This is a genomic window from Bacillus cytotoxicus NVH 391-98 (genome assembly GCF_000017425.1).
Lineage (GTDB): Bacteria > Bacillota > Bacilli > Bacillales > Bacillaceae_G > Bacillus_A > Bacillus_A cytotoxicus.
Genome location: NC_009674.1, coordinates 695,001 through 720,525, shown reverse-complemented (window position 1 = coordinate 720,525; position 25,525 = coordinate 695,001). Strand labels below are relative to the sequence as shown.

24 protein-coding genes, 20 tRNA genes, 2 rRNA genes, 1 pseudogene and 4 riboswitches (1 of these 51 running past the window's edge) are annotated in these 25,525 nt (G+C 38.9%); of the genes and pseudogenes, 4 read left to right on the top strand and 43 right to left on the bottom strand.

From position 1 onward, the window contains the following. The first annotated feature begins 139 nt into the window (after positions 1-139). On the top strand, positions 140-1,324 hold the full coding sequence (locus BCER98_RS03615; RefSeq protein ID WP_011983731.1) for an MFS transporter: 1,185 nt from the start codon (positions 140-142) through the stop codon (positions 1,322-1,324). Between the two features lie 53 nt (positions 1,325-1,377). On the opposite strand, the gene kdpDN is transcribed toward BCER98_RS03615, so the two are convergent. From kdpDN to BCER98_RS03525, 19 genes and pseudogenes are all read right to left on the bottom strand, one after another. Continuing rightward, the gene (gene kdpDN, locus BCER98_RS03610; RefSeq protein ID WP_011983730.1) at positions 1,378-2,523 is read right to left on the bottom strand and encodes a KdpD-like non-kinase potassium sensor; all 1,146 of its coding nucleotides are present in this window, start codon (positions 2,521-2,523) and stop codon (positions 1,378-1,380) included. A 62-nt stretch (positions 2,524-2,585) separates the two neighbouring features. Further along, on the bottom strand, positions 2,586-3,164 hold the full coding sequence (kdpC, locus tag BCER98_RS03605) for a K(+)-transporting ATPase subunit C (protein ID WP_011983729.1): 579 nt from the start codon (positions 3,162-3,164) through the stop codon (positions 2,586-2,588). Positions 3,165-3,181: 17 nt separating this feature from the next. Then, positions 3,182-5,278, bottom strand: coding sequence for a potassium-transporting ATPase subunit KdpB (gene kdpB, locus BCER98_RS03600; protein ID WP_011983728.1), 2,097 nt, complete (start codon positions 5,276-5,278; stop codon positions 3,182-3,184). Between the two features lie 22 nt (positions 5,279-5,300). Beyond that, positions 5,301-6,968, bottom strand: coding sequence for a potassium-transporting ATPase subunit KdpA (gene kdpA, locus BCER98_RS03595; RefSeq protein ID WP_011983727.1), 1,668 nt, complete (start codon positions 6,966-6,968; stop codon positions 5,301-5,303). Between the two features lie 17 nt (positions 6,969-6,985). After that, complete coding sequence (kdpF, locus tag BCER98_RS23575) at positions 6,986-7,066, bottom strand: K(+)-transporting ATPase subunit F (RefSeq protein ID WP_081428345.1); 81 nt, start codon at positions 7,064-7,066, stop codon at positions 6,986-6,988. Continuing rightward, positions 7,063-7,167: a hypothetical protein gene (locus tag BCER98_RS03590; protein ID WP_041809453.1), complete on the bottom strand. Its 105-nt coding sequence runs from the start codon at positions 7,165-7,167 to the stop codon at positions 7,063-7,065. The genes kdpF and BCER98_RS03590 overlap by 4 nt, the downstream gene beginning before the upstream one ends. A gap of 98 nt (positions 7,168-7,265) precedes the next feature. Next, a riboswitch (cyclic di-AMP (ydaO/yuaA leader) is annotated at positions 7,266-7,411 on the bottom strand. A 332-nt stretch (positions 7,412-7,743) separates the two neighbouring features. Beyond that, entirely contained in the window at positions 7,744-7,974 is a 231-nt protein-coding gene (locus BCER98_RS03585; protein ID WP_011983726.1) for a hypothetical protein, read from the bottom strand. A 16-nt stretch (positions 7,975-7,990) separates the two neighbouring features. Then, positions 7,991-8,389 carry a hypothetical protein gene (locus tag BCER98_RS03580; protein WP_011983725.1) on the bottom strand — a complete coding sequence of 133 codons (399 nt, stop codon included), beginning with the start codon at positions 8,387-8,389 and terminating at the stop codon, positions 7,991-7,993. Positions 8,390-8,474: 85 nt separating this feature from the next. Further along, positions 8,475-8,621, bottom strand: a riboswitch (cyclic di-AMP (ydaO/yuaA leader). Positions 8,622-8,807: 186 nt separating this feature from the next. Further along, the gene (thiD, locus tag BCER98_RS03575; RefSeq protein WP_011983724.1) at positions 8,808-9,620 is read right to left on the bottom strand and encodes a bifunctional hydroxymethylpyrimidine kinase/phosphomethylpyrimidine kinase; all 813 of its coding nucleotides are present in this window, start codon (positions 9,618-9,620) and stop codon (positions 8,808-8,810) included. A 14-nt stretch (positions 9,621-9,634) separates the two neighbouring features. Then, complete coding sequence (locus tag BCER98_RS03570; protein ID WP_011983723.1) at positions 9,635-10,654, bottom strand: thiazole biosynthesis adenylyltransferase ThiF; 1,020 nt, start codon at positions 10,652-10,654, stop codon at positions 9,635-9,637. Beyond that, on the bottom strand, positions 10,647-11,417 hold the full coding sequence (locus BCER98_RS03565) for a thiazole synthase (protein ID WP_011983722.1): 771 nt from the start codon (positions 11,415-11,417) through the stop codon (positions 10,647-10,649). The genes BCER98_RS03570 and BCER98_RS03565 overlap by 8 nt, the downstream gene beginning before the upstream one ends. A gap of 2 nt (positions 11,418-11,419) precedes the next feature. Beyond that, a complete protein-coding gene (gene thiS / locus BCER98_RS03560; protein ID WP_011983721.1) occupies positions 11,420-11,623 on the bottom strand; it encodes a sulfur carrier protein ThiS in 204 nt (67 codons plus the stop codon). Positions 11,624-11,638: 15 nt separating this feature from the next. Then, positions 11,639-12,748: a glycine oxidase ThiO gene (gene thiO, locus BCER98_RS03555; protein WP_011983720.1), complete on the bottom strand. Its 1,110-nt coding sequence runs from the start codon at positions 12,746-12,748 to the stop codon at positions 11,639-11,641. After that, complete coding sequence (gene tenI, locus BCER98_RS03550) at positions 12,741-13,361, bottom strand: thiazole tautomerase TenI (protein WP_011983719.1); 621 nt, start codon at positions 13,359-13,361, stop codon at positions 12,741-12,743. Before tenI ends, thiO begins: the two co-directional genes overlap by 8 nt. Positions 13,362-13,371: 10 nt before the next feature. Then, positions 13,372-14,373: an ABC transporter substrate-binding protein gene (locus tag BCER98_RS03545; protein WP_011983718.1), complete on the bottom strand. Its 1,002-nt coding sequence runs from the start codon at positions 14,371-14,373 to the stop codon at positions 13,372-13,374. Then, positions 14,370-15,122 carry an ABC transporter permease gene (locus BCER98_RS03540; RefSeq protein ID WP_011983717.1) on the bottom strand — a complete coding sequence of 251 codons (753 nt, stop codon included), beginning with the start codon at positions 15,120-15,122 and terminating at the stop codon, positions 14,370-14,372. Before BCER98_RS03540 ends, BCER98_RS03545 begins: the two co-directional genes overlap by 4 nt. Continuing rightward, entirely contained in the window at positions 15,119-15,868 is a 750-nt protein-coding gene (locus tag BCER98_RS03535) for an ABC transporter ATP-binding protein (RefSeq protein WP_011983716.1), read from the bottom strand. Before BCER98_RS03535 ends, BCER98_RS03540 begins: the two co-directional genes overlap by 4 nt. After that, positions 15,837-16,532 carry a thiaminase II gene (gene tenA / locus BCER98_RS03530; protein ID WP_011983715.1) on the bottom strand — a complete coding sequence of 232 codons (696 nt, stop codon included), beginning with the start codon at positions 16,530-16,532 and terminating at the stop codon, positions 15,837-15,839. Before tenA ends, BCER98_RS03535 begins: the two co-directional genes overlap by 32 nt. Before the next feature lie 85 nt (positions 16,533-16,617). Beyond that, positions 16,618-16,720, bottom strand: a riboswitch (TPP riboswitch). A gap of 94 nt (positions 16,721-16,814) precedes the next feature. Next, a pseudogene (locus BCER98_RS03525) lies at positions 16,815-17,381 on the bottom strand (RNA-guided endonuclease TnpB family protein). Between the two features lie 74 nt (positions 17,382-17,455). Here BCER98_RS03525 and BCER98_RS22385 point away from each other — a divergent pair. From BCER98_RS22385 to BCER98_RS03515, 3 genes are all read left to right on the top strand, one after another. Continuing rightward, positions 17,456-17,599 carry a hypothetical protein gene (locus tag BCER98_RS22385; RefSeq protein ID WP_164468621.1) on the top strand — a complete coding sequence of 48 codons (144 nt, stop codon included), beginning with the start codon at positions 17,456-17,458 and terminating at the stop codon, positions 17,597-17,599. A gap of 152 nt (positions 17,600-17,751) precedes the next feature. Then, positions 17,752-17,863, bottom strand: a riboswitch (TPP riboswitch). 362 nt (positions 17,864-18,225) lie between these two features. Continuing rightward, a complete protein-coding gene (locus BCER98_RS03520) occupies positions 18,226-19,377 on the top strand; it encodes an SH3 domain-containing protein (protein ID WP_011983714.1) in 1,152 nt (383 codons plus the stop codon). A gap of 5 nt (positions 19,378-19,382) precedes the next feature. Further along, positions 19,383-19,730: a hypothetical protein gene (locus BCER98_RS03515; protein WP_011983713.1), complete on the top strand. Its 348-nt coding sequence runs from the start codon at positions 19,383-19,385 to the stop codon at positions 19,728-19,730. Between the two features lie 116 nt (positions 19,731-19,846). Here BCER98_RS03515 and BCER98_RS03510 read toward each other — a convergent pair whose 3' ends face one another. The 24 genes from BCER98_RS03510 to BCER98_RS03395 form a co-directional block, all read right to left on the bottom strand. Next, the gene (locus BCER98_RS03510; RefSeq protein WP_011983712.1) at positions 19,847-20,998 is read right to left on the bottom strand and encodes a DUF3965 domain-containing protein; all 1,152 of its coding nucleotides are present in this window, start codon (positions 20,996-20,998) and stop codon (positions 19,847-19,849) included. A 292-nt stretch (positions 20,999-21,290) separates the two neighbouring features. Then, positions 21,291-21,725, bottom strand: a complete 435-nt coding sequence (locus BCER98_RS03505) for a CBS domain-containing protein (RefSeq protein WP_011983711.1) — start codon at positions 21,723-21,725, stop codon at positions 21,291-21,293. A 167-nt stretch (positions 21,726-21,892) separates the two neighbouring features. Next, positions 21,893-21,964: transfer RNA gene (locus tag BCER98_RS03500), tRNA-Glu, on the bottom strand. A 1-nt stretch (position 21,965) separates the two neighbouring features. Then, a tRNA-Asn gene (locus tag BCER98_RS03495) sits at positions 21,966-22,040 on the bottom strand. Positions 22,041-22,049: 9 nt separating this feature from the next. Further along, positions 22,050-22,123 (bottom strand) — tRNA-Ile (locus BCER98_RS03490). A gap of 11 nt (positions 22,124-22,134) precedes the next feature. Further along, positions 22,135-22,205, bottom strand: a tRNA-Trp gene (locus tag BCER98_RS03485). Between the two features lie 6 nt (positions 22,206-22,211). Beyond that, positions 22,212-22,284, bottom strand: a tRNA-Thr gene (locus tag BCER98_RS03480). A 14-nt stretch (positions 22,285-22,298) separates the two neighbouring features. Beyond that, a tRNA-Phe gene (locus BCER98_RS03475) sits at positions 22,299-22,374 on the bottom strand. An 8-nt stretch (positions 22,375-22,382) separates the two neighbouring features. Continuing rightward, positions 22,383-22,458, bottom strand: a tRNA-Asp gene (locus BCER98_RS03470). A 3-nt stretch (positions 22,459-22,461) separates the two neighbouring features. Then, positions 22,462-22,538, bottom strand: a tRNA-Met gene (locus tag BCER98_RS03465). 19 nt (positions 22,539-22,557) lie between these two features. Further along, positions 22,558-22,647 (bottom strand) — tRNA-Ser (locus tag BCER98_RS03460). 59 nt (positions 22,648-22,706) lie between these two features. Further along, positions 22,707-22,799 (bottom strand) — tRNA-Ser (locus BCER98_RS03455). Between the two features lie 14 nt (positions 22,800-22,813). Continuing rightward, a tRNA-Ala gene (locus BCER98_RS03450) sits at positions 22,814-22,886 on the bottom strand. Between the two features lie 10 nt (positions 22,887-22,896). Continuing rightward, a tRNA-Pro gene (locus BCER98_RS03445) sits at positions 22,897-22,970 on the bottom strand. A 4-nt stretch (positions 22,971-22,974) separates the two neighbouring features. Further along, positions 22,975-23,051: transfer RNA gene (locus BCER98_RS03440), tRNA-Arg, on the bottom strand. Between the two features lie 3 nt (positions 23,052-23,054). Then, positions 23,055-23,143: transfer RNA gene (locus BCER98_RS03435), tRNA-Leu, on the bottom strand. A gap of 10 nt (positions 23,144-23,153) precedes the next feature. Further along, positions 23,154-23,228, bottom strand: a tRNA-Gly gene (locus BCER98_RS03430). Positions 23,229-23,257: 29 nt separating this feature from the next. Continuing rightward, positions 23,258-23,338 (bottom strand) — tRNA-Leu (locus BCER98_RS03425). A gap of 13 nt (positions 23,339-23,351) precedes the next feature. Continuing rightward, positions 23,352-23,427, bottom strand: a tRNA-Lys gene (locus tag BCER98_RS03420). A gap of 5 nt (positions 23,428-23,432) precedes the next feature. Beyond that, positions 23,433-23,507, bottom strand: a tRNA-Gln gene (locus BCER98_RS03415). 10 nt (positions 23,508-23,517) lie between these two features. Then, a tRNA-Tyr gene (locus tag BCER98_RS03410) sits at positions 23,518-23,601 on the bottom strand. A 9-nt stretch (positions 23,602-23,610) separates the two neighbouring features. Next, a tRNA-Val gene (locus BCER98_RS03405) sits at positions 23,611-23,686 on the bottom strand. 4 nt (positions 23,687-23,690) lie between these two features. After that, a 5S ribosomal RNA gene (gene rrf / locus BCER98_RS03400) occupies positions 23,691-23,806 on the bottom strand. A gap of 223 nt (positions 23,807-24,029) precedes the next feature. After that, a 23S ribosomal RNA gene (locus tag BCER98_RS03395) occupies positions 24,030-25,525 on the bottom strand (it continues 1,426 nt past the right edge of the window).

Below are 25,525 nucleotides of genomic sequence, written 5' to 3'. Positions count from 1 at the left end.
TCGCCTCCGTTATATTATATATGTTTCCACAGAAACAATTTAACTCTATATCATTTTAAATTTATTTTTTCATCTTTACAAGGAATAAAATCATGATACAATATATTTAGTTTCCTAGGAAACAAAAGGAGGTTCTACTATGAAACAGGCATTATCGTCAATAAAATTACAATCTATTTTATACACTGTTTGTTTGAGTGCTCTATTAGGATCTTTGGCTCAAAATATTTATACACCTATTTTACCAATGATTCAAACTACTTTTCACACTTCGCTCTCCCTTGTTCATTTAACCGTTTCACTTTTCACTTTTATTCTCGCAGTGATGCAGCTCGTTTATGGTCCACTCATTGATATGAAAGGCAGAAAATATATCCTAATTCCTAGTCTATGCATCGGAACCATTGGCGCAATCGGCTGTTCTTTTGCAACAAATATGTATGTATTCCTTATATTTAGAACGATTCAAGCGTCCGGAATTGCTGCCATTCCGATTGTAGCGGCCACCATTATTGGGGACTTATTTGAAGGGACAGAACGTGGAAAAGCAATGAGCATTTATCAAACGATACTTGCCCTCGCTCCTACTATCGGTCCACTAATTGGTGGCTATCTTGGGGACATAAATGGGCATGTAACTGTTTTTCTATTTTTATCTATAACTGGAATATTTTTACCCATTGTTAATATCATATTACTTCCTGAAACAAAGCCATCTATCCTTACCACAACTAAAAAAAACAGTCTTTATTGGAATCTTTTCAAACATAAAATTGGTCTCTCTATTGCCCTCATCGGCTTTATGCAATTTTGTATGTATTTTTGTTTCCTCGTTTTTTTACCTAGCATACTTACAAACGTATTCCATCTAAATGTGCATGAAATTGGAATGACGTTTGTACCGCTGGCCTTATGTATGATGCTAGGAAGTTATTGCTATAAGTTTTTCCAAAGATGGCTCTCGCCAAAACAAGCTTTACTGATTACTAGCTTTTTCAATATCCTATGTGTTCTCTTATTCTCCTTCACATATGATATAAACATCCTCATTCTTCTTATTGCGATATCCCTATACGGTTTTAGCATGGGAATATCGCTGCCCACTCACACAACTTTGTTAACAGAAGAATTTATTAAGGAGCGAGCAACTGCAATTGGGATGTACAATTTCATTCGGTATATCGGAATGAGCACAGGTCCAATGATTGGTGGTTTTCTATTTTTTTCGCAAAATTACTTTTGGATTTTCTTCATAGGTGCAATGCTATTTCTCATCATCGTCTTATATGTAAGGAAACAGCTACCGAAAAATAGCGAAATATAATATAAAAGGAATGTTCAGATAAAGTGTCTCACTACTTCTGAACATTCTCTTTTTTACTTCCTTTGATCAGCAACAATATGAATATCGATATACTTCGTTTCCCTCATGATTTCATTCACAATCGAACCTTTGCAAATTTCTTCCCACCTCGTTCTTGCAGATTGTCCAAGCAAAATTTGTGTAACTTGTAATCGTTTTGCAACTTCAATCATAACAGCTGCTGGCTTTCTCCCCTTTGCCTCTTCTAATAGAAATGTTGCCTCAAACTGTTTCGTCAATGCTTTCCATTCAGCAATGATTTGTCTTCTTCCTGCTGAAATAGATTCTACGTTGCCTCTTTCTACATTTAATACAAATAATTCAGCATTTAACCGATTCGCCATCCGCCATCCACGCCGAATTAATTTTTCTGCCGCCAAACTATATTGCACACAAACGAGGATCTTTTCTTTTACACCAATCGGTTCTATGAGTGATTGACTCATTTTCTCATCCATATCATCGGCAACTTCTCTCAGCGATAACTCTCGTAAAGCCCCCAAATTATTAATAGTAAAAAAGTGTTCCAAGCTTTGCTTAATCTTTTCTTCCTTATATATCTTTCCATCTCTTAACCTTTTCCGTAACACTTCTGGCGTAACATCAACAAGTTGAATCTCATTTGCTTTTTGTAAAATACAATCAGGAATACGCTCTCTTACTTTTATATTTGTAATCTGTTCTACGATATCATGAACACTTTCTAAATGTTGAATATTAAATGCAGATAATACTGATATTCCCGCCTCTAATAGTTCTTCTACATCCATATACCTTTTTTTATGTTTCGCTCCTGGAATATTGCTATGCGCAAGTTCATCTACCACGACTACTTGCGGTGCTCGCTTTATAATTTTCTCTACATTCAGCTCATAAAATCGCTTTCTTTTATACTCTATTTCTTGTAAAGGAATTATTTCTAAATCCAAAATAGCCGCTTCCGTTTCTTTTCTCCCATGTGTTTCAACCAGCCCAATAACAACATCTAGCCCTTCTTTCTTCATTTCATGTGCATCAAGTAGCATTTTATACGTTTTCCCAACACCAGGTGCTGCCCCGACGTATAATTTTAGTTTTCCTCTATTCATTCTCTGTATTTCTTCTAAATAATCCTCCGGTGACCTTCTTTGAAATTTCGGCTCATATTCTTCAGCGTACATAATCTCACTCCTTTACAAAAGGAAGCTACCTCAATCAAAATAGGATTGAGGTAGTCTATTTTTTATTGTATTCGTTTTTTGACTTCCATATTTAACTGTAAAACATTCACACGTTCTTCTCCATATAATCCAAATGCACGACCTTCTATATGCGAAGCAATGATAGCCTTTAACTCCTCTTTCGAAATTTTCGTTTCTTTTGCAACGCGGTCTACTTGTGCGTATGCCGCTTTAGGACTAATATCCGGATCCAGCCCTGAACCTGAATTTGTTACTAAATCTATTGGTACTTCTCTTACTGGGACAGAAGGATTATCTTCCTTCCATTTTTCAATACTTTCTTCTGTACGTTGTCGTAACTCCGGATTAGAAGGTGCATAGTTATTTGATCCAGACCCTTCCGCTTTATAGGCAATACTTGATATACGTCCATGAAAATATTTGGCGGAGGTAAACTCCTGTCCAATTCGTTTAGATCCAATGATTTCTCCTTTCTCATATATTAAACTTCCATCTGCATGATCCTTCATTACCCCTTGTGCAATTCCCGTTACCATGGCTGGATAAATCAAACCACATAGAACAACAAGTACTCCAGTTAAGCGAACAACAGGTCCAAACAAATTTTGTTTCTCAGTCATGTGTATCTCTCCCTTCTCTATGAAATGAATAGTCCAACGACTAAATCGACCAACTTAATCCCAATAAATGGTACAAGTACACCACCAAAACCATAAATCAATAAGTTACGAAAAAGTAGCGTATTGGAACTCATCGGTTTATATGCAATTCCTTTCATTGCAAGTGGAATCAACATCGGGATGATGAGCGCGTTAAAAATGAGCGCTGACAGAATAGCAGAAAGCGGTGAGTGCAATCCCATTATATTAAGTGCCTCCATTTGCGGAATTGCAACTGTAAACATCGCTGGAATAATCGCAAAGTATTTTGCTACATCATTTGCAATACTAAATGTCGTTAATGCACCGCGCGTCATTAATAGCTGCTTTCCAATCGCAACCACTTCAATAATTTTTGTTGGATTAGAATCTAAATCAATCATATTTGCCGCTTCTTTCGCTGCTGCGGTACCACTATTCATTGCAAGACCAACATCCGCTTGTGCCAGCGCTGGAGCATCATTTGTCCCATCACCTGTCATCGCAACTAATTTACCCAATTCTTGCTCTGCTTTAATAACAGCTATTTTATCCTCCGGTTTACATTCAGCCACAAATTCATCTACCCCTGCTTCTTTTGCAATCGTTGCCGCTGTTAACGGATTATCTCCTGTACACATCATTGTTTTTATTCCCATTTGCCGAAGCTGTTCGAAACGCTCACGCATACCAGGTTTTACAGTATCTTTTAAATAGATTAAACCGAAAATACGATTTCCCGCTGCAACCGCAAGTGGTGTACCACCCTCTTTGGCGATTAAATCGGCTTTTTGATGTAAATCGGTTGGAATCTTTCCTCTTTGAGATTGTACCCAATCAATTACGGCACCAACTGCTCCTTTTCTTACTTTTTCCCCGCTTTTTAGATCCATACCGCTCATTCTCGTTTCAGCTTTAAAAGGAACGAATTCTCCTATCTCTTCCTTAGATACATTGTAAGAAAACCCTTTTGATTGTACATAATCCATAACAGAACGTCCTTCCGGTGTTTCATCTAACACCGAGCTAAGTGCCGCCCATTTCGCTAATTGTTCTATTGTTTCATTTCCGACAGGCAGTAAAGCATGTGCCATCCGGTTTCCAAATGTAATCGTACCTGTTTTATCTAAAATGATTGTATTAATATCACCTGCTGCTTCCACTGCTTTTCCGCTCATTGCGAGTACATTAAACTTTGTTACACGATCCATACCAGCAATCCCAATTGCGGATAATAGTCCGCCTATTGTTGTTGGAATTAAACAAACGAGTAACGCAACAAGAATGGAAGTATCAATTTGAAATCCTAAATAATTTGTAAATAACGGAAGCGTTACAACTGCAATGAGAAAGATTAATGTTAAACTTATTAATACTGTATTTAACGCTATTTCATTCGGCGTTTTTTGACGCGTTGCCCCTTCTACTAATAAGATCATTTTATCTAAGAAAGATTCGCCAGGATTACTTGTAATTCGAATCGTAATCTCATCACTCACAACCATTGTACCGCCTGTCACAGAGCAAAAATCACCGCCTGCTTCCTTCATTACTGGTGCCGATTCACCTGTAATTGCCGATTCATCTACAGATGCTAAACCACGAATAACTTCCCCATCACCTGGAATCATTTCTCCTTGTTTTACAAGAACCATATCACCTTTTTTTAAGTTAGATGCTAAAACCCGAGTAATTTCTCCATTTTCCTTTACGATATTCGCATAAACATCCTTTTTTGATTGTTTTAATGAATCTGCTTGTGCTTTCCCGCGTCCTTCTGCTAATGCTTCTGCAAAATTTGCAAAGAAAACTGTGAATAAAAGAACAAGTGTGACCGTTATATTGAACCATAACGGAACATTTGTTGATAAACTCGGTACAACCGACAAAAGCAATGTAATGAAAAATCCAATTTCGACAACAAACATAATTGGATTCTTTATCATTTGCTTTGGATTTAATTTCAAAACTGCTTGTTTAAAAGCATTTGATACAATATCACGATCCATTGTTTTCGCACTTCTTACCTCACCATCTTCTCTTTTGGAAGATGACATAACCTGCACATGCTTCCCTTTTACTATCACTGGTCTCATATTGATTCTCCTCGCTTCTTTCTTATAGAGTCAGAAACTCTGCAATTGGTCCTAATACTAATACTGGAAAGAAAGTTAACGCACCGACGATAAAGATTGTGCCAACAAAAATCCCTCCAAATAGTCCATTATCTGTTCTGAATGTTCCGACTGTTTCTGGTACGACTGCTTTTTCTTTTAAAGATACCGAAACAGCAAGCATTGTTACTAAGCTGAAGAAACGCGCTCCATACATTACAAGTCCCGTTGAAATATTCCAAAATGGTGTATTATCCGCCAATCCTTCAAAACCAGAACCATTATTTGCTGCTGATGAAGTAAATTCATAGATTACTTGTGTAATGCCATGAAATCCTGAATTTGTAATCGCTTCTGTACCAAAATTGGTAGAAAATGCAACTGCCGATGCTCCGAGAATTAATAAAGGTTGAAATAATAATGTAACAGCAATAAGTTTCATCTCTTTTCCCTCTAGCTTTTTCCCAAGAAACTCTGGCGTACGTCCAACCATTAATCCTGAAATAAAGACAGCAATCATCGCATACATTATCACATTAATAAACCCTGCTCCAACGCCACCAAACACCGTATTTAAAAGCATGTTCACAAGTGTAAGCATCCCTCCAAGCGGGGTAAACGTATCATGCATCGCGTTCACACCACCTGTTTCCGATGCTGTCGTAACTGTTGCAAAGAGTGCTGTCATTATTGTACCGAATCGAACTTCTTTTCCTTCCATATTCCCTTGTGCATGGTCCATGCCAAATTGATTTAAAACGGGGTTTCCTTGTAATTCGGTTGTAACAGCCATACCAAATCCAATGACAAACATTATAAGCATTGATACAAATAAAATTCTTCCTTGTTTCTTACTACCAATCATTCTTCCATATGTGAATGGCAGTGATGTTGTAATAAACATCATAAGCATCATTTGTAACACATTCGTAATCGCTGTTGGATTTTCAAAAGGATGTGCAGAGTTTACTCCAAAAAATCCACCACCATTATTTCCTAGCATTTTAATAGATTCTAACGAAGCAATTGGCCCCCGCGGAATCACTTGTTTTGCTCCTTCAAGCGTTTGAGCGACTGCGCTGCCGCTCAATGTTTGTGGCATTCCTTGCGCGACGAATATAAGTGCCATAATAAATGCAATTGGCATTAACACCCTTATAATCGCTCGAACAAAATCAACAAAGAAGTTTCCTACTTCTTTTCCAGCTAATCCTCGAATAAATGCAATTGCAAATGCCAATGTTGTCGCTGGCGCTGTAAACATCATGAACGTAATCCCAATCATTTGTGCTAAGTACGATAATCCACTTTCACCACTATAATGCTGTAAATTCGTATTCGTCATAAAGCTAATCGCTGTATGAAATGCAAGTGTCGGTTCCATTCCCTCTACTTTACTTGGGTTTAATGGTAGAACGCCTTGTAATCTAAAAACAAGATATACAAACAAAATCATACAAGCATTCGTAAATAACATCGCAAATACGTATTGGATCCAAGTTTGATTCTTTTTCTGAATGCCACCTACTTTAAAAATGATACTCTCTATCGGACCAAACACTTTCTCTAACGTTCTACTCCCTTGAAACGCCTTTTCTACATATGTTCCCATTGGCTTTGCAAGTAATATAAACAATACTATCGTTACGATAGCTGCGACCCATGTTACCATTGCTTCTTCCTCCTAGTTTAGAACTTTTCTGGATTTAATAACGCGTAAACTAAGTAGCCTGTAAGAAAGAGTACTACGGTCGAAAGTATAATCGTCATTTCGATTTCCCTTCTTTCACAACTTTATCCGACCATTTTGCTAGACCAATCATGGAGAATACGAGTAGAATACAAAATCCAATCATCAGAATATCTAACATGTTTATCCCTCACAAAATGTATTTTTTTACCATCGAACCACTAAAAAAAGAACACTGAGGCTCTACTCAGTGTTCAAAAATGAACAACACAAAAGTAAACCTCCTCTCCAAACGCTTACGAAGTTAGCTGTCGGATTCGGGCCTAAAGAGTAGCCCTACTTTCATCATGAAAGATTCACCCCAAGTGACAATGCACAAAATTGGTTCCCCCGCTCCAAATCATTGGACTCAGCGATATAAGGTTATTTTTGGAAATTTTTATAAATAATTTATGAGAGTAAATATACTCCTCTATTTTTGACTTGTAAAGAATAAAATTACTGAAAATAATAAGATTTCTTGCCATATAACCGCTTACATTACTGAATATAATTATTTTATCATCTATTTTCTTATCTTTTCTTTCTTTTTCGTGAAAATGGCTTGTTACATAAAGTGAAACTTTAATCAGTGGGGGGCTTCATCCCTCACTGATTATGAGCCCTCACCAATCGGGCTGCCCGAAAATGGCGGGATAAAAAGAAAAGAGCACCTATGAAGTGGCGATCTTACTATACTTCATAGGTGCTCAATCATTTATTTACTCCATAAAAATGCACGTAAACTTCTCCCTCGAATATAAACTTGTGACAATTCTGCATGTAACTGCTCATATTCAATAATATCCTTCTCTAAATATAAATTATCTTTTGACAGCAATATCATATACGGCCTTGGAAAAAAAGGATCTAGCGCAGCTAATTCTTGAATTCTCTCTAATGATACTGCCCAGCGATTTGCTATATCGTCAAGTAATAATACTTTCATTTCCGCTTCCTCCGCTCTATTCAAGAAATAAAAAAGAAATGTTATCACAGTTTGTAAACACGACAAATGTAGCTCCCATTGTTTGATAGAGCCTGACTGGATATTTTTTATTTCTTGTCACAATTGTAATAGGTGCTTGAAACGAAAAACGAATCCATTCCGTAAAAAAACTAACGATCGGCAATTCGTCACCGAGCAGGATAACCTTTTTTATGCCTGTACAAATACTTGTTCTATTCAACTCCTTACCAAAACAATAAATTGTTTGAAAGCCAAACTTTCTTGCTTCTCCTGCTATTTGTTCATCAGCAGCCACAATAATCAATTCACTTTGAAACGATACTAATTCTCTTAAACTGTTTAACTTATCCTTTTCTCCTACACAAATGAGTGTTAGTCCTTGTTTCTCACCCATGTATTTCATCCTCCCTAGCATAAAAGAATCAGCTGATATTCTCCTATACTAACCAGATTGATGAAGAGATACATCCATCATTGTACCACCCTCTCTCAAAACGCTTACGAAGTTAGCTGTCGGATTCGGACTTTGAGAGTAGCCCTACTTTCATCATGAAAGATTCACCCCTAGTGACCATGCACCATTTGGTTCCTCCGCTCCAAATCATTGGACTCAGCGTTACAAAAACAGATTTTGGCTGCTATCATACTCCTAAATATGGAAATTGTAAACAATTAAAAATAGTGAACGATTTTCTGAACATCCTCGAAAATCAATAAAGTTTTTTAATATATTATTTAAAAAAAGTTGTTAATCGTCATAAAAAAACAGGAACCAGTTAGCTCCTGTTTTCTAGCACCTTTATCTTAAATATTTACATGCGTACTTCTTGACGTTTATATGCAAAATGGTTTGTTGGTCCATGGCCATTGCCAATGTTTAATGGCTCTGCAATTGCACTACTAATAAATTGTTTAGCTTCTTGAACGGCTTCTTTCATATCGTATCCTTTGGCAAGTCCTGCCGTTACAGCAGAGGCAAATGTACAACCACTACCGTGCGTTTGTTTTGAAGCAATTCTTTCACTTTTAAATTCAATGAATTGCTCACCATCGAACAAGAAATCAATAACTTCACTTCCTTGATACTCTGCATGTCCACCTTTCATAAGAACATACTGAACACCTAATGTATGCAATGCTTTTGCAGCCTCTTTGCTATCTTCTATATTATGAATCTTAATACCTGTTAACACTTCTGCTTCTGGCACATTTGGCGTTATAACAGTGGCGATCGGTAGTAAATGTTCTTTCAATGCATTGACAGCTTCTTGCTGTAATAGTGAAGCTCCGCCTTTTGCAATCATAACCGGATCTAGAACAATATTATTCCAGCCAAATTTTTTAATATACTCTGCAACAATTTGAATAATTTCACCACTAAATAACATTCCAAGTTTCACTGCATCTGGTGTTAAGTCGTCACCAATTGAATTCAACTGCTCTATAATTCCTTCAAGCGAAACAGGATATACCCCTTGAACACCAAGTGTATTTTGAGCAGTAATGGCTGTAATCGCCGTCATCCCGTACACACCAAGCTCTTGGAATGTTTTCAAATCCGCTTGAATTCCAGCGCCGCCACCGCTATCAGATCCAGCAATTGTTAATGCTTTATTTACTTTCATCTCATTCACTCCTTTTATCCAAAATAACGATGATATATTGTTTTCGCTTCTGCTATCTCTTTCGTGCCATACACAAGAACTCGTCCGTCTTGAAAAGCAACAAGCCGTTTTCCATCTGCACGAAATGATAATAAATATGGGTTCACTGTTAAATCAGCTACGCGGTCACGTAACAGTTCTTTATATCTATGAAAGTCCAGTTTTTCTTTATGAGGCGGACGAATTTGAACTGTATTTCTCCCGCATAAAACAGCCGTTTTTGACGTATTCTCTTTATTTAAATATGGATAGATTGCTTTCTCACCACAAGATGGACAATGATCCTTTTTCAACTTCTGTACATTCATACAGGAATATTCATTTTTCCATACATCAAATGACACGAGACCATCTCGAAGCGCTTTATAATCTTCTACTAAAAGTTTAAGAGTTTCTGTTACTTGATGCGAAACAACGATCGATACAGCAGGTGAAATAATGCCTGCTGTATCACATGTTGCTCCGCCAAGTGGGATGGATTGTAGTAAGCAAGATAAACACGGTGTCTTTCCTGGTAAAATGGTATAAGAAAGACCATAGCTCCCTACACAAGCACCGTAAATCCATGGAATTGAATATTTTTGTGATATATCATTTATAATAAAGCGTGTTTCAAAATTATCAGTCGCATCGATGATGACATCGACATTTGTAACAAGTTCTTCTAGCTCTTCTGCGGTTATATCTTTGACAAAAGCCTTTACCACTACACTACTATTAATCGCTTTCAAACGCTGTTTTGCCGCGATCGCTTTCGGGAGATGGTTCTTCACATCTTCTTCAGCGTATAGTTGCTGCCTTTGCAGATTACTCCAATCAATATAGTCGCGGTCTACAATCGTTACATTTCCCACACCCGCTCTTACAAGCATTTCTGCATTGGCGCTACCAAGTGCTCCTGCACCGATAATGAATACATGCTTTTTCCCTATCTTTTTTTGCCCTTTTTCTCCAATTGAGGAGAATAGCTCTTGACGAGAATATCGATTATTCAACTACGCTCATTCCTTCTAAAGGACTGCTTGCTGTTGCAAAGCGTTTCCGTGCAATACGTCCTGCTTCAAATCCTAAACGTCCTGCATGAATACCTAGTTTCATTGCTTCCGCCATTTTAATAGGATCTTTCGCACCAGATACAGCCGTATTTAATAACACACCGTCTGCCCCTAATTCCATCGCAAATGCTGCATCAGCTGGACTCCCAACACCTGCATCTACAATAACTGGTACAGTTGCTTGTTCAATAATAAAGCTTATATTTAATGGATTTACAATACCAAGTCCTGAACCAATTGGTGACGCTCCAGGCATAATCGCATGCACACCAAGCTCTTGTAGTTTGCGAGCTAATACAACATCATCTGATGTATAAGGAAGAACAATAAACCCTTCTTCAAGAAGCATTTCAGATGCTTTTAACGTCTCTACTGGATCTGGCAATAACGTTTTATCATCACCAATCACTTCTACTTTTACCATGTCACATAGACCTGATGCTTTTGCTAACTTTGCAATACGAACCGCTTCTTCAGCTGTTTTTGCCCCTGCTGTATTTGGAAGTAATGTGTAGTTTTTTATATCAATTTTTTCTAATAAATTCGGTTGCTGTGCATCAAATATATCCATCCGGCGCACTGCAAATGTTAAAATTTCCGCTTCTGATACTTCGATTGCTTTTCTTTGCACGTCATAATCAGAAAATTTTCCTGTTCCTAATAAAAGTCTAGATTTGAATGTGAAAGGTCCAATGTTTAACATAATCAACCGCCTCCTACGAAAGTTACAATCTCAATTTGATCGCCATCAAAAACGGAAGTGTCTTGATGGTCTTCTTTTTGCAGAATCTCCTTATTTCGCTCTACCACAACAATCTTTGTATCCAACTCTAAGTGAGTAAGCAATTCCGCTACCGTTTTAATATGTTCTGGCACCTCTACTTGCCTACCATTAATTTTCAAATACAAGCTTCCATCCCCCTTCTAAACTGACTTTGAAAACAATGAATCTAACAAATGATTAGTTTGTTTTCCTTCTATGATATCGGCCATATATTGACCAGAAATAGGACTTAATAAAATACCATTTCGGTAATGACCTGTACAAGCATATAACCCTTTTATTTCCTCATGCTCTCCCATATAAGGAACGTCATGATTGGATTGCGGACGAAGCCCTGCCCATGCGGTTTCCCACTCCGCATCTTTTAAAGCTGGTAAAATTGAATACGCACGTTCTAATATCGAAATGATACTTTTTGGTTGTACAGATTTGTTAAACGTATGAGGTTTCATTGTTGCTCCAATTACATAGCGACCACCACGTTTTGGTGCGATGTAAAATCTGTCTTGGAAAATCGGAGCTCTTACTAATGGCTTATAGCTTTTTACTGCGACTACTTCCCCTTTTACAGGATAAGTACCCCAATCTCTATGAAAATATTGAAGTAGTTTTGTACTCCATGAACCACCTGCAATGACTACTTTTTCACATGAAATAAAGCCTTCGCTCGTAACAATTCCGCACACTCTATTTTTTTCAACTCGAATATCAAATACTTCTGTTTGTTCATATATATCAGTACCAGAAATGGCCGCAGAGTGTGCGAACGCTTTCGTTAGTTCTGGCGCAATAACATGACCATCTTTGGGATAATAGACAGCGCCGATAATGGAGGAAGAAAGAAACGGTTCCTTTTGGCGAAGCTCATCTCCTGTTAGAAAATAAGATTCCTCACCTGTTTCTTGTTGCCAGTTCATTATATTTCGTATTCTTGTTTTCTCCTCTTCATTTTGAGCAATCCGATATATCCCTTTCTCTTCATATCCAATATCAATTCCCGTTTTTTCTCGTAACGCCTTTGCAAGTTGCGGAAATATTGCACGGCTTTCTCTAGCAAGTTCAAAGAGCGGGTTATATACATCCCATTCCGCCTGTACTCCAAGAAGTCCTGCCGCTGCTTTTGATGCTTCCGAAGCAACCCTTTGCTTCTCAACAATTGCAACATGGCAACTTCTTTCTGCTAGAAAATGTGCAACTGAACTACCAATTACACCACCGCCAATAATAGCTACATCATACTTCTTACTCATGATTTTCCGCCCACTTTCTTATTATTTCCTTATACAATCTTGCTTTCTCGTATGGATTACGATCGCTTACAATTCCAGACATAACTGCAATACCACTCACACCAGATTTAAGAACTTCTGTTGTATTTTCAGGTGTTATTCCTCCAATAGCTGTAATCGGTATTGTTAACCGCCTTGCCATATCTGAAATTTCTTCTAGTCCTCTTGCTGGGACACCTTTCTTACAGCTTGTCGGAAATACATGCCCATAAACAAGTGAATCCGCTCCATTTTTGAACGCTACGATTGCTTCTTCTAAAGAATGCACAGAATAACCAACATGCAAATAAGAAAATTTCTCTTTTACAGATTTCACATCTACGCTACGGTATCCTAATTGTACGCGCGGAATATTTAATAAAATTGCAATATCAATTCGGTCATTAAGCACAAGTTTAGATGCAGGAAAGCCTCTTTTTAAGAGACCTTCCACACCTTCATACAACTCTTTCGTACTTTTCTCCCGTTCGCGAATATGCAAATAATCAATCTCACTCTCCATTTGCATCGCTACATTCGTCAGCTCTTCAAATGTCATTTGACCATTTGAAATGACATGAAGTTCATTTTTCATACACATTCGCCTACTTTAAAATGTTTTCAAATAATTCATTAGCAGGAACAATCTCTTTTGTCATTCCTTTTTCTTTCAACCATTTATTTTGTTTTTCCCATGCCCCTTTTGAATCTGATAAAAACGGCTCATCTTTTGTTTCCATTTTTTCTAATAAAATTTTCATGCTCTCCTTCTCAACTTCGGGGATGAGCGGGAAGTTTTCCTTTTCTTGATGATCTAATAAAATGTTAAGAGCCTCATCTGGATTTTTTTTCATAAATTCATATCCTTTTTTCGTACCGCGTAAGAAAGCTTGCAGAGCTTCCTTATCCTTTTTCAACGTTCTCTCTCCTGTGACAAACACAAGCTCATGATAATTTGGCACGCCGTAGTCAGCTGGATTAAAGTATGCTGGCTCATGACCTTGATGACGCATGACAGGAACTTCATGGTTAATGTATGCCCCTGTGACAGCATCTACTTTTTTCGTAATTAATGCTGGTACTAAATCAAATCCTACATCGACTACTTTTACATCGCTTGGATTCCCACCATCTTCTTTTACCATTGCTTTTAAATACGCTTCACTTAAAGGTGTTCCAGAATAACCAACTGTTTTTCCCGTTAAGTCTTTTGGTGACTGAATACCTGCTGACTTTAATGAAACAATATGGTTTAACGGTGAGCGAACAACCGCCCCAATTGATTTCACAGGAATTTGTTCATTTGCCTTTGCAATAATTACATCTGGTTGATAATATAAGCCCACTGTCACTTTCCCTGTTGCTGGTAATGTTAAAGGATCAGTTGGATTAGAAGGGAATTTTATATTTACTTTTACACCTTCTTCTTTAAAATATCCCTTCTCGATTGCTGCATAGATAAAACTATGCACCGCATTTGGATACCAATCGAGCATCACCGTAACTTCTTTCTCCTTTTTTTGCTTATCTGACGCTGAATCAGTAGAACATCCCGCAATCATTGCAATGAATAAAGTAAACACAAAGATGCATTTGAATAATTTCATGAATGTTTCCTCCAACTAATGAATTTCTTTTCTAATATAGAAACAAGTAGGACAAACAAAATAGCAAGTAATGATAAAAGGACAATCGGTGCAAAAACCCCAGCCCCATCTAACTGCGTCATCATTCGCTTACTAAAGTAGCCTAAGCCCGCTTGTGCTCCAAGCCACTCACCAATTGCTGCACCGATAACGCTAAGCGGAACGGCGATCTTAAGTGCTGAGAAAAAATAAGGAAGTGCAGATGGCAACTTTAATTTTAAAAAAATATCTTGTTTCGTTGCGCCGTATGTAACTAACAGCTCTTCCCAATCCTTTTTCGTACTGCGCAATCCATCGTACATATTGACCGCAATCGGAAAAAAGGTAATTAAAACCGTCACAACAACTTTGCTCCAAATGGAATATCCAAACCATAAAACAAATAATGGAGCCAAAGCAGTAATCGGTATTGTTTGTGAGGCAACGAGTAACGGATAAAAAGATCTTTCCATCCATTTACTTGCATTCATTGCCATTGCAAGCCCAACACCAAGGACAATAGAAATTGCTATACCGATAAAAACGACATACAACGTCGCTGGTAAATGAACCGTAAAGAGTATGTCATGCAGCGCCCACATTTTCACTATAATTGCAGTCGGTGCTGGTAAAATATACATCTCATCTATAATTCTAGCTCCCACTTCCCAGCTTATAAGCAATATGCCACTTAATATACATGCAGGCAGTAGCTCTCTCATTTTCCTCATATAAGCACCTGCCCTTTTAACATACTAAGTAGTTCATCCTTTAACGCTAGTACTTCTGGTCTGTGTAAGTCTTTTCTTGTCCGTTCTTTCCCAAGTGGTACAACACGCTCTGTTAGCGTTGTAATTGGCTGCGTTGTCACAATGAGGATTCGATTCGAAAGAAACAGCGCCTCCTCTACATCATGTGTAATAAATAAAATTGTTTTTTTCCACTGTTTCCATTGTTCAAACAGCCATTCTTGCAATGTTGCCTTTGTTAATGCATCCAGCGCACTAAAAGGTTCATCTAACAATAAAATATCTCCACCTGTTAGTAATGTTCGAATAAACGATACTCGTTGCCGCATTCCTCCCGACAAGTCTTTTGGGTACTTTTGTTCGTATTCTTGTAATCCAAATTGCTCTAAAAGCGCTTTCGCTCTTTTTTCAGCTTCTGTTTTCTTAATTCCTTGACATTCTAAAGGAAGAGCTGCATTTTCAATAATCGTTCTCCATGGCAAGAGCATATCTTTTTGTGGCATATATCCTACAGGATGACTCTTTGTTTCCATCAGTTGAATTGTTCCAGCCGCTGCATCTTCTAATCCTGTAATTAAGCGAAATAATGTACTTTTGCCACAGCCACTCGGACCGATGATGCTAACAAATTCTTTTTCCTTTATGGAAGCATCTAGGTCCTTTATAATAGGATTTTCATCATAATGAAAGGAAACATTATGAAACTGTAGTATGCTCTTTGTCTTCAAATCCCCACATCTCCTTGCTATATGCCATATCCCAGAATAAATATTCAAAGCGGCTGGAATATAGGAAAATCTCTTCTAAGCGGGCTAATTCTTGTTCTGTTTTTCCTTCAGCTAGTTCGTTTAATAAATCGATTAACCAAATGCAAAGATTCCCATACTCTTCTGAACTATATCCTTGAATCCACTCTCCAAAGAACTCATGATCTCTTGCTCCTGGAATATCATTTAAACGTTTTCCAATTTCCCAATAACTCCACATACACGGAAGAAGCGCTGCAATAAGCTCAGCTAGTGTGCCATTTTGCGATACTGACATCATATAGTTTGTGTACGCTAAATTTTTAGCTGATGGCTTCGCTGATTCGATCTCTTTTATAGAAATTCCAAGACGCTTTGCATACTGCTTATGAATGGTCATTTCTCCATTTAAAATGCCATCAATTTGTTCCGCAAATTTTGCCATAACTTGTGGATTCGTTGCTTTTACAACACCAATTGCATAAATTTTTGCATAATCTAGCAAGTATAAATAATCTTGTATGATGTAATATTGGAACTTATCCTTTTCTAACGTGCCATCTCCCATCCCCGTTACAAAAGGATGATTATGACTTTTTTCCCAAACAGGCTGCACGACTTCAAATAATCTTTCACAAAATTTCATATATATTTCCCCTTCCTTTATATCTTTTTATCCAAATAAAAAGCCACTCCTATATAAGAAGTGGCTACAGCAAATAAAAAAATATATATGCATTGCTCCACTTCCCTTCGCTAGTATTACCTAGATCAGGTCCATAAGGGTTAAGGTTCATTCCTCTCTCAGCCTATTAGGCACCCCTAGTGGTATCCGTTATGAAATTTTGAACTACCCCCACTTAACACTCTTACGAGCTGTTTGAAGTGGGAGATTCCTAAGAACACCAACCTAACGGTTAGTTATTGATTAGGCTATCCCCGTAGTCCCTACGGTTAGAAGTCTTATTGCTTCATTTTTTAGATTGATACTTGCATTCATATCTCGATCGTGATGTGTGCCACAAGAAGGACAATCCCATTCACGTAGGTTGAGATTCTTAACGTCTTTGTTTTGGTAACCGCAAACTTAACTAATCCAAGTTTAGGTAACTTGATTTTGTTACCCGCAATCGCAATATTTCCATTCGTATGCTTTGTCGTGTAGGATTGCACTTTATTCTTTTTAGACTTGAAACGCGGTGCTTTGTTTTGTTTCTTGAAGAATCGAGTATACGAATCAGCAAGGTTTTTTGAGTGATGATTGCAGTGATGTGCTGTCTACTTCTTTTAACCAAACTAATTCTTTCTTTAGTTGTGTTAATTGAGAAGAGCAAGTGTTATAAGTTAATCCTTTGCCTGTCTCTTTGTATGCGTCATTCCGTTGTGCTAAAAAATGATTGAATACAAAACGTGAACAACCGATTGTTTTTGCAATTAGAATTTCTTGCCCCTTGTTTGGATAGATACGAAACTTATACACTTTGTTAACTAACATTGATTTCACCTCCTTTTAGTATATACTCATTATATATCAAACATAAGTATATACCGAAATGGAAGTGAAGTAGTATGGAACGTATTTCAAAATTAATTAAGTTTCCTGCTGATTTAGTGGCAGAAATCGAAAAATACCAAAAAGAAAATTACATCACGAGTTTTGCAGGTGCGGTTTACGAGCTTATTCGTAAAGGTTTAAGTGTGTCGGATCGTTAACGTGGCATAAGCCACACCCTATCCGAAGGCGATTCATCCCCCACCTACTCATTGGGCTATGCCCTGCACGTTCCTTGAGGTGGGTGTCTTCTCGCCTAAAAAGATAAAATAAAAAAGCCCCGTTTCCATGCGCAAAGAAACGGGGACTTATACTTTCGTCCAAATTGCTTCCCTACGCTAGCATAACCTAGATCAGGTAATAAAAGGATCAAAGACTCACGGCCTTACTCTCAGTTGGCAACACCAACTCTCCTAGCACAATATAAAATTACCATTGTCAGTATAACACCGTCATCAAGCTTCAGCAACTATTTTAATTTTCTTAATTATCCACCTAATAATAAAATGAGAAATACGCTGCATATGAGCTCCCAGTTTCCTTGTTTCTCTTCGAATCTTGAAGTGGGATTCTTACTACCCGAAAATAGAGGGATACAAGAAAGCATTCTCTCTTTTTGATTTCGCATGGCATTGCACTATTTTCTTATAAAAAAGCAAACATCTATACATTTAACATTATTTTTCTATTGATTTCATATTACATTTATGTGAATAAGCCCCACTCGATTCTATCTTTATACTATAATAAAAGGTACAGTATTACATCTAGAGGAGGCCTTGATTATATGAACTTGAAAGCTACAGCTTTAACAGCAACTACTGTCGCAATTGCTTCCTTACTTCCTTCTGTAACAGAAGTAGATACGCAGACAGCTGCTGCACAGCAAACAGCAAAAGCAAAGACTGGCTATGTGAAGGTAGATAAAGTAAACTTATATCCAACTACAAGCGTCAACAATGATTCAATTGGTAGCATCCCCTATAACACCCCTGTTACCATTCTTGAAACAGTTCACGACTGGTATAAAGTAAATATTCATAATCAGATCGGTTACATAAAAAAAGATGCTATTACATTTACAAAATCTAGTAAGAGAAGCGAGCAATATATTGTACATGCAAATGCGTTAAATGTTCGTTCTGAACCGAATACAGAATCTTCTATTCTTGACGTATTACCGAATGGTAAGTTCGTTGCAGTCCAAGAAACACAAGGAAATTGGTATAAAATTTTTCACAACGGACAAATTGGATATGTACAAAAAGACTTTGTATCTAGCGGTTCAAAACCTTTAGTAAAAGGAATTACCGTGCAAAACACTCCTACCTATACCGTTGCTACTCCAAAACTAAACGTGCGTAGTAATGCGGGAACGAATAGTGCGATTATCGGCTCTTTACAAAACGGTACACAAGTTCAGGTTGTAGAAACAGTCGGAACTTGGTATAAAATTCGCTTCGGCACAGCGTATGGCTATGTAGCCAAACATTATATCCTCCAAAATCAGGCGCAAAATAAAAAGACAAATCCTTCTATCCCAGCTGTTTTTAAATTTCCGACACAAGGAAAAATTAGTTCAACATTTGATATGCGCTGGGAACAAATGCATTATGGAGTAGATATTGCTGCACAAGGGAATGTTTCTATTCATGCAGCCGCTTCAGGAAAAGTTGTGAAGTCTTATTATTCAGCAAGCTATGGGAATGTTGTTTTCGTTGCTCATCGGATCAATGGAAAATTGTATACAACTGTTTATGCTCATATGAAAGATCGCGCTGTAAAGGTAGGAGACCACGTACAGGTTGGACAACTATTAGGACATATGGGAAATACAGGACATTCCTTTGGACAACATCTTCATTTTGAATTACATAATGGAGAATGGAATTTTGAAAAAACGAATGCAGTGGATCCACTGCCATATTTAGTTAGGTAAATACTATGCCACGCAATATCCCATTAATGATTGAATCTATAGCCTTCTTTGGCTTAATTTGTTGTTTAATTATTTATAATACAAGCATTGTATTTTTATCTATTGTTATTACTTTTGTTATTTTAGAAATTATGATGGAAGCATTTCAAATTCGACTGAAACAAAAAATTGCTCATATTTACGTTATGCTTTTTCTTTTAAGTGCTTTTATAACAAACGTAGTAAATGGTGGCTTTTATCTATCTTCCATATTCCCTGTATTCTTCTTGGGAATCTTACTAGTTATATCCCAATATATTAATGTTCCTGATAAACAAAAGAAACAAGAAAAACAAAAGCAGCCAGGGATCTAGAAAGAGAAAACAAATTACTTTCTTTGATGTATAAGAAAATCAAGGCTGCTAATTCATACTACTAAGTAAAAGGGATCTCAATTTACATGAGATCCCTTTTACTTATGTATTTGTTTTTAGCCACATGCATACTTCTCATAAATGAAGCTTAAGTTATATTTTTTTTCTAGACTCATTCTCTGTTCATCGTCACACCAGTAAAATAAAATGTCATGAATAGTTGCATAACGTTTGTTCTTTAAAAACACTCTAAAGAATGACGGTAAACAATCATGTAACTGTATAAAAATATAATTCCGTAAAATTTCTTCCTTATATTCAATTCCTTTACATACATGCAAGAGTTCTTCACAATAATATGCATGCTGAGGAACTTGAATCATTTCAAAGAATGGTATGTAAGATAATAGCTTACCAATAAAGTGTCCATAGCTGTTCATAATCTCGATTGTCATATGTTCCATCATTTCTTTCATAACATATAAATAATCATCAACATGTGTTGTTTTTAATGGATCAAGTCGATCTGATATTTGAGAAATAACAGCTCTCTGACATGCAATAACAGCATGATTAGGTCCATAGTATGAAAGAAAATCTGTGCATTTGCGATATTTTCTTAATAAGTCAAATGTGTATAAATCACCTAAATATGTATTGCAATGTATTGCTAGGTTCATCATGTCATCATTTAATTCTTTTTTAGAAAGAGATTTTGCTTGTTTACATAGGTAAAAGAATGTGAACTCTAAGACTTCTTTATGAGATACTAATTCTCTATATTCTTCTATACATTTTTCATTAAATTTTACTCTATTCCAAATCGCTACATCTTCACTTTTTAATTCTCCAACACGGTACTTAATAATTAAATAGTTTAAAGCGACAATTTGTGTTATGGAATCCCACGTTTCATACTCCATTGAAGTATATACAAATTCATCTAACCTTTGATTTACCATAAATGTATATGCTTCTTGATACCAACCAATCTCTTGACATAAACGAACAATACGCACCAATGTAGGAATCTCATCTTTATGAAATTGAGGTAATTCTTTTGCTTTGTTCATTCCATATAAAATGAATGGAATCAAATTTTCTTCTTTGTAAAACTCTTTTTCTTTCCATACTAGAAGTGTTCTCTCTTTCTCTTCACCTTTTGGACGACAAGGTACAAGTAAAGAAAATAAATCAGCAAAATCTTTTGGTTCCACGTATGTATCAATAACCAAATTCCAATTCGGATTTCCCTGCACAGCTTTCATATAACTCCCCTTTCAATTTTCCCTTCTATATAAACACGCTAAAGTTTGTTAATAATAAAAACTCAACAAATATTGCTATATTCAAAATCACTCATAACTCTCATATCTATTAGTATATCATTTTTTATCGTGATAAAAATTAAGAATAAAAATTTTAAAAAACTTTTCAAATATAGCAATGATCTTTGAATTTTATTTCAGATACATTACACTCACAATGCCTTTGCATTCTAATTGTAAGAATAATGTATCTGATTCTCATTCTTTATTCATCAAAGTTTACATAACTGTCTTAAAGTTCATGTAATCCTTTTGTATGCTCGGATATTTCACCTAAGGCAAAACCAGCTTGATCATCAGCTGCTTCTACTGTTGCTAAATCTCCTAATGCTAACATTCCAACGAGTACTCCATTCTCTACTACTGGCAACCTTCTCACTTGATGCCTTGCCATTAACTCTGTTGCCTTCTCAACCGGATCGTTAGGTGCTACTGAAACAATATTTGTGGTCATCACATTTGTAATTTTATTAGACCCTGGATGCTTCTCAGCAATTCCACGAACAACTAAGTCGCGATCTGTAACAAGACCAACAATTTGATTATTATCGACGACCGGGATCATACCAATTTCTTCTTCTTTCATTTTAACGGCTGCTTCATACACATTATCTAAAGGCGTACATTGTACAATATTTGTACTCATCAAATCTCTTACAAATAGCATATTATTTGTTCCCTCCTTTTAATACATACCATAGTTTTTCCAAATTCCCTTTATTTATTTCAAATACTTCTCTTCATATTTGTTTAGATTTACAACATCGTATGTAAAAGGAACAAGTATACGTAACATAAGAAAAAAGAGTCAGCAATTATGCTGACTCTTTTTTATGACCCGTACGGGATTCGAACCCGTGTTACCGCCGTGAAAGGGCGGTGTCTTAACCACTTGACCAACGGGCCATGGCTCCGCAGGTAGGACTCGAACCTACGACCGATCGGTTAACAGCCGATAGCTCTACCACTGAGCTACTGCGGAATATGATGATGGGCCTAAATGGACTTGAACCATCGACCTCACGCTTATCAGGCGTGCGCTCTAACCAGCTGAGCTATAGGCCCATATTTCTAAACAGGGGCAGTAGGAATCGAACCCACACCGGAGGTTTTGGAGACCTCTGTTCTACCGTTAAACTATGCCCCTAAACGATGCCGGCTAGAGGACTTGAACCCCCAACCTACTGATTACAAGTCAGTTGCTCTACCAATTGAGCTAAGCCGGCTCGCTAATTCAAAATGGTGGCTCGGGACGGAATCGAACCGCCGACACGAGGATTTTCAGTCCTCTGCTCTACCGACTGAGCTACCGAGCCTTATGTAATGGCGGTCCCGACCGGGGTCGAACCGGCGATCTCCTGCGTGACAGGCAGGCATGTTAACCACTACACCACGGGACCATTTGGTTGCGGGGACAGGATTTGAACCTGCGACCTTCGGGTTATGAGCCCGACGAGCTACCAGACTGCTCCACCCCGCGACAATGTATTTTTAAAATAAGGAGGTAGAGGGATTCGAACCCCCGCGCGACTCTCGCCGCCTGTCGGTTTTCAAGACCGATCCCTTCAGCCAGACTTGGGTATACCTCCATGAAGGTAATATTATATATTAGTCTTTATAAACTATGAATAATTCCATTTCAATAAAATGGAGGAGGTAGAGGGATTCGAACCCCCGCACGGCTCTCACCGCCTGTCGGTTTTCAAGACCGATCCCTTCAGCCAGACTTGGGTATACCTCCAACAATAATAAAAGTGGAGCCTAGCGGGATCGAACCGCTGACCTCCTGCGTGCAAGGCAGGCGCTCTCCCAGCTGAGCTAAGGCCCCAAATTAAGTATCGGGAAGACAGGATTTGAACCTGCGACCCCCTGGTCCCAAACCAGGTGCTCTACCAAGCTGAGCCACTTCCCGTTAATGGCGCGCCCGAGAGGAGTCGAACCCCTAACCTCTTGATCCGTAGTCAAACGCTCTATCCAATTGAGCTACGGGCGCATATGGTGCCGAGGGCGGGAGTCGAACCCGCACGGTGGTCACCCACCGCAGGATTTTAAGTCCTGTGCGTCTGCCTGTTCCGCCACCCCGGCATGTCATATTTGGAGCGGAAGACGGGAGTCGAACCCGCGACCCCAACCTTGGCAAGGTTGTATTCTACCACTGAACTACTTCCGCAAGACATGTTATAAGTATTTTATTAAAAGTGCGGGTGAAGGGAGTCGAACCCCCACGCCAAAGGCGCCAGATCCTAAGTCTGGTGCGTCTGCCAATTCCGCCACACCCGCATATTCTTTTAAATGGTGAGCCATGAAGGACTCGAACCTTCGACCCTCTGATTAAAAGTCAGATGCTCTACCAACTGAGCTAATGGCTCTTAAATGGCTGGGCTAGCTGGATTCGAACCAGCGCATGACGGAGTCAAAGTCCGTTGCCTTACCGCTTGGCTATAGCCCAATAATGAAAATGGTGGAGGGGGGCAGATTCGAACTGCCGAACCCGAAGGAGCGGATTTACAGTCCGCCGCGTTTAGCCACTTCGCTACCCCTCCGATATATTATGGTGGAGGATGACGGGATCGAACCGCCGACCCCCTGCTTGTAAGGCAGGTGCTCTCCCAGCTGAGCTAATCCTCCATTTGCCTGGCAACGTCCTACTCTCACAGGGGCAAGGCCCCAACTACCATCGGCGCTAGAGAGCTTAACTTCCGTGTTCGGTATGGGAACGGGTGTGACCTCTCTGCCATCATCACCAGACAATATTCATTTGAGACAATCATTATTATACCTAATTCACTTAAAAAGTCAACAAGTTTTTTTATATTCTCTCAAAACTAGATAACACTTGCTTCATATTGAATCCAGCTCCAGCGACTAGAATTTCGATCATTTCGTACCTTCCTGCCGAAGCAAAGAACGCTTCTATAGTCAGGCACTCCAATGCTCTTCCATTCTGAGCGAGTCGCTTCCGCTTTTTTTATTGGTTAAGTCCTCGATCTATTAGTATTCGTCAGCTCCACGTGTCACCACGCTTCCACCTCGAACCTATCAACCTGATCATCTTTCAGGGATCTTACTAGCTTACGCTATGGGAAATCTCATCTTGAGGGGGGCTTCATGCTTAGATGCTTTCAGCACTTATCCCTTCCGCACATAGCTACCCAGCGATGCCCTTGGCAGAACAACTGGTACACCAGCGGTGCGTCCATCCCGGTCCTCTCGTACTAAGGACAGCTCCTCTCAAATTTCCTACGCCCACGACGGATAGGGACCGAACTGTCTCACGACGTTCTGAACCCAGCTCGCGTACCGCTTTAATGGGCGAACAGCCCAACCCTTGGGACCGACTACAGCCCCAGGATGCGATGAGCCGACATCGAGGTGCCAAACCTCCCCGTCGATGTGGACTCTTGGGGGAGATAAGCCTGTTATCCCCGGGGTAGCTTTTATCCGTTGAGCGATGGCCCTTCCATGCGGAACCACCGGATCACTAAGCCCGACTTTCGTCCCTGCTCGACTTGTAGGTCTCGCAGTCAAGCTCCCTTATGCCTTTGCACTCTACGAATGATTTCCAACCATTCTGAGGGAACCTTTGGGCGCCTCCGTTACACTTTAGGAGGCGACCGCCCCAGTCAAACTGCCCACCTGACACTGTCTCCCGGGTCGATAAGACCCGTAGGTTAGAATTTCAATACAGCCAGGGCGGTATCCCACCAGCGCCTCCACCGAAGCTAGCGCTCCGGCTTCAAAGGCTCCCGCCTATCCTGTACAAGCTGTACCAAAATTCAATATCAGGCTACAGTAAAGCTCCACGGGGTCTTTCCGTCCTGTCGCGGGTAACCTGCATCTTCACAGGTACTATAATTTCACCGAGTCTCTGGTTGAGACAGTGCCCAAATCGTTACACCTTTCGTGCGGGTCGGAACTTACCCGACAAGGAATTTCGCTACCTTAGGACCGTTATAGTTACGGCCGCCGTTTACTGGGGCTTCAGTTCAGAGCTTCGCTTACGCTAACCCCTCTCCTTAACCTTCCAGCACCGGGCAGGTGTCAGCCCCTATACTTCGCCTTACGGCTTCGCAGAGACCTGTGTTTTTGCTAAACAGTCGCTTGGGCCTATTCACTGCGGCTTTCCGTTAAGAAAGCACCCCTTCTCCCGAAGTTACGGGGTCATTTTGCCGAGTTCCTTAACCAGAGTTCTCTCGCTCACCTTAGGATTCTCTCCTCGCCTACCTGTGTCGGTTTGCGGTACAGGCACCTTTTATCTCGCTAGAAGCTTTTCTTGGCAGCGGGGAATCGAAGACTTCGCTCCATAAGGAGCTTCCCCATCACAGCTCAGCCTTCGCGGTAAGCGGATTTGCCTACTTACCAGCCTAACTGCTTGGACGTGCACAACCAATCGCACGCTTCTTCTATCCTTCTGCGTCCCTCCATTGCTCAAACGATAAAGAGGTGGTACAGGAATATCAACCTGTT

Bases quoted from the DNA above. Each gene is read 5' to 3' on its own strand.
- kdpF (WP_081428345.1), bottom strand. From the start codon at position 7,066: ATGACGATTATACTTTCGACCGTAGTACTCTTTCTTACAGGCTACTTA.
- BCER98_RS22385 (WP_164468621.1), top strand. From the start codon at position 17,456: ATGGAACGTATTTCAAAATTAATTAAGTTTCCTGCTGATTTAGTGGCA.
- BCER98_RS03540 (WP_011983717.1), bottom strand. From the start codon at position 15,122: ATGAGGAAAATGAGAGAGCTACTGCCTGCATGTATATTAAGTGGCATA.
- BCER98_RS03590 (WP_041809453.1), bottom strand. From the start codon at position 7,167: ATGTTAGATATTCTGATGATTGGATTTTGTATTCTACTCGTATTCTCC.
- BCER98_RS03505 (WP_011983711.1), bottom strand. From the start codon at position 21,725: ATGCTATTTGTAAGAGATTTGATGAGTACAAATATTGTACAATGTACG.
- tenA (WP_011983715.1), bottom strand. From the start codon at position 16,532: ATGAAATTTTGTGAAAGATTATTTGAAGTCGTGCAGCCTGTTTGGGAA.
- BCER98_RS03565 (WP_011983722.1), bottom strand. From the start codon at position 11,417: ATGTTAAACATTGGACCTTTCACATTCAAATCTAGACTTTTATTAGGA.
- thiO (WP_011983720.1), bottom strand. From the start codon at position 12,748: ATGAGTAAGAAGTATGATGTAGCTATTATTGGCGGTGGTGTAATTGGT.
- kdpB (WP_011983728.1), bottom strand. From the start codon at position 5,278: ATGAGACCAGTGATAGTAAAAGGGAAGCATGTGCAGGTTATGTCATCT.
- kdpDN (WP_011983730.1), bottom strand. From the start codon at position 2,523: ATGTACGCTGAAGAATATGAGCCGAAATTTCAAAGAAGGTCACCGGAG.
- BCER98_RS03520 (WP_011983714.1), top strand. From the start codon at position 18,226: ATGAACTTGAAAGCTACAGCTTTAACAGCAACTACTGTCGCAATTGCT.
- BCER98_RS03515 (WP_011983713.1), top strand. From the start codon at position 19,383: ATGCCACGCAATATCCCATTAATGATTGAATCTATAGCCTTCTTTGGC.
- kdpC (WP_011983729.1), bottom strand. From the start codon at position 3,164: ATGACTGAGAAACAAAATTTGTTTGGACCTGTTGTTCGCTTAACTGGA.
- BCER98_RS03580 (WP_011983725.1), bottom strand. From the start codon at position 8,389: ATGGGTGAGAAACAAGGACTAACACTCATTTGTGTAGGAGAAAAGGAT.
- BCER98_RS03545 (WP_011983718.1), bottom strand. From the start codon at position 14,373: ATGAAATTATTCAAATGCATCTTTGTGTTTACTTTATTCATTGCAATG.
- thiD (WP_011983724.1), bottom strand. From the start codon at position 9,620: ATGAAAGTAAATAAAGCATTAACAATTGCTGGATCTGATAGCGGTGGC.
- BCER98_RS03615 (WP_011983731.1), top strand. From the start codon at position 140: ATGAAACAGGCATTATCGTCAATAAAATTACAATCTATTTTATACACT.
- BCER98_RS03585 (WP_011983726.1), bottom strand. From the start codon at position 7,974: ATGAAAGTATTATTACTTGACGATATAGCAAATCGCTGGGCAGTATCA.
- tenI (WP_011983719.1), bottom strand. From the start codon at position 13,361: ATGAAAAATGAACTTCATGTCATTTCAAATGGTCAAATGACATTTGAA.
- kdpA (WP_011983727.1), bottom strand. From the start codon at position 6,968: ATGGTAACATGGGTCGCAGCTATCGTAACGATAGTATTGTTTATATTA.
- BCER98_RS03510 (WP_011983712.1), bottom strand. From the start codon at position 20,998: ATGAAAGCTGTGCAGGGAAATCCGAATTGGAATTTGGTTATTGATACA.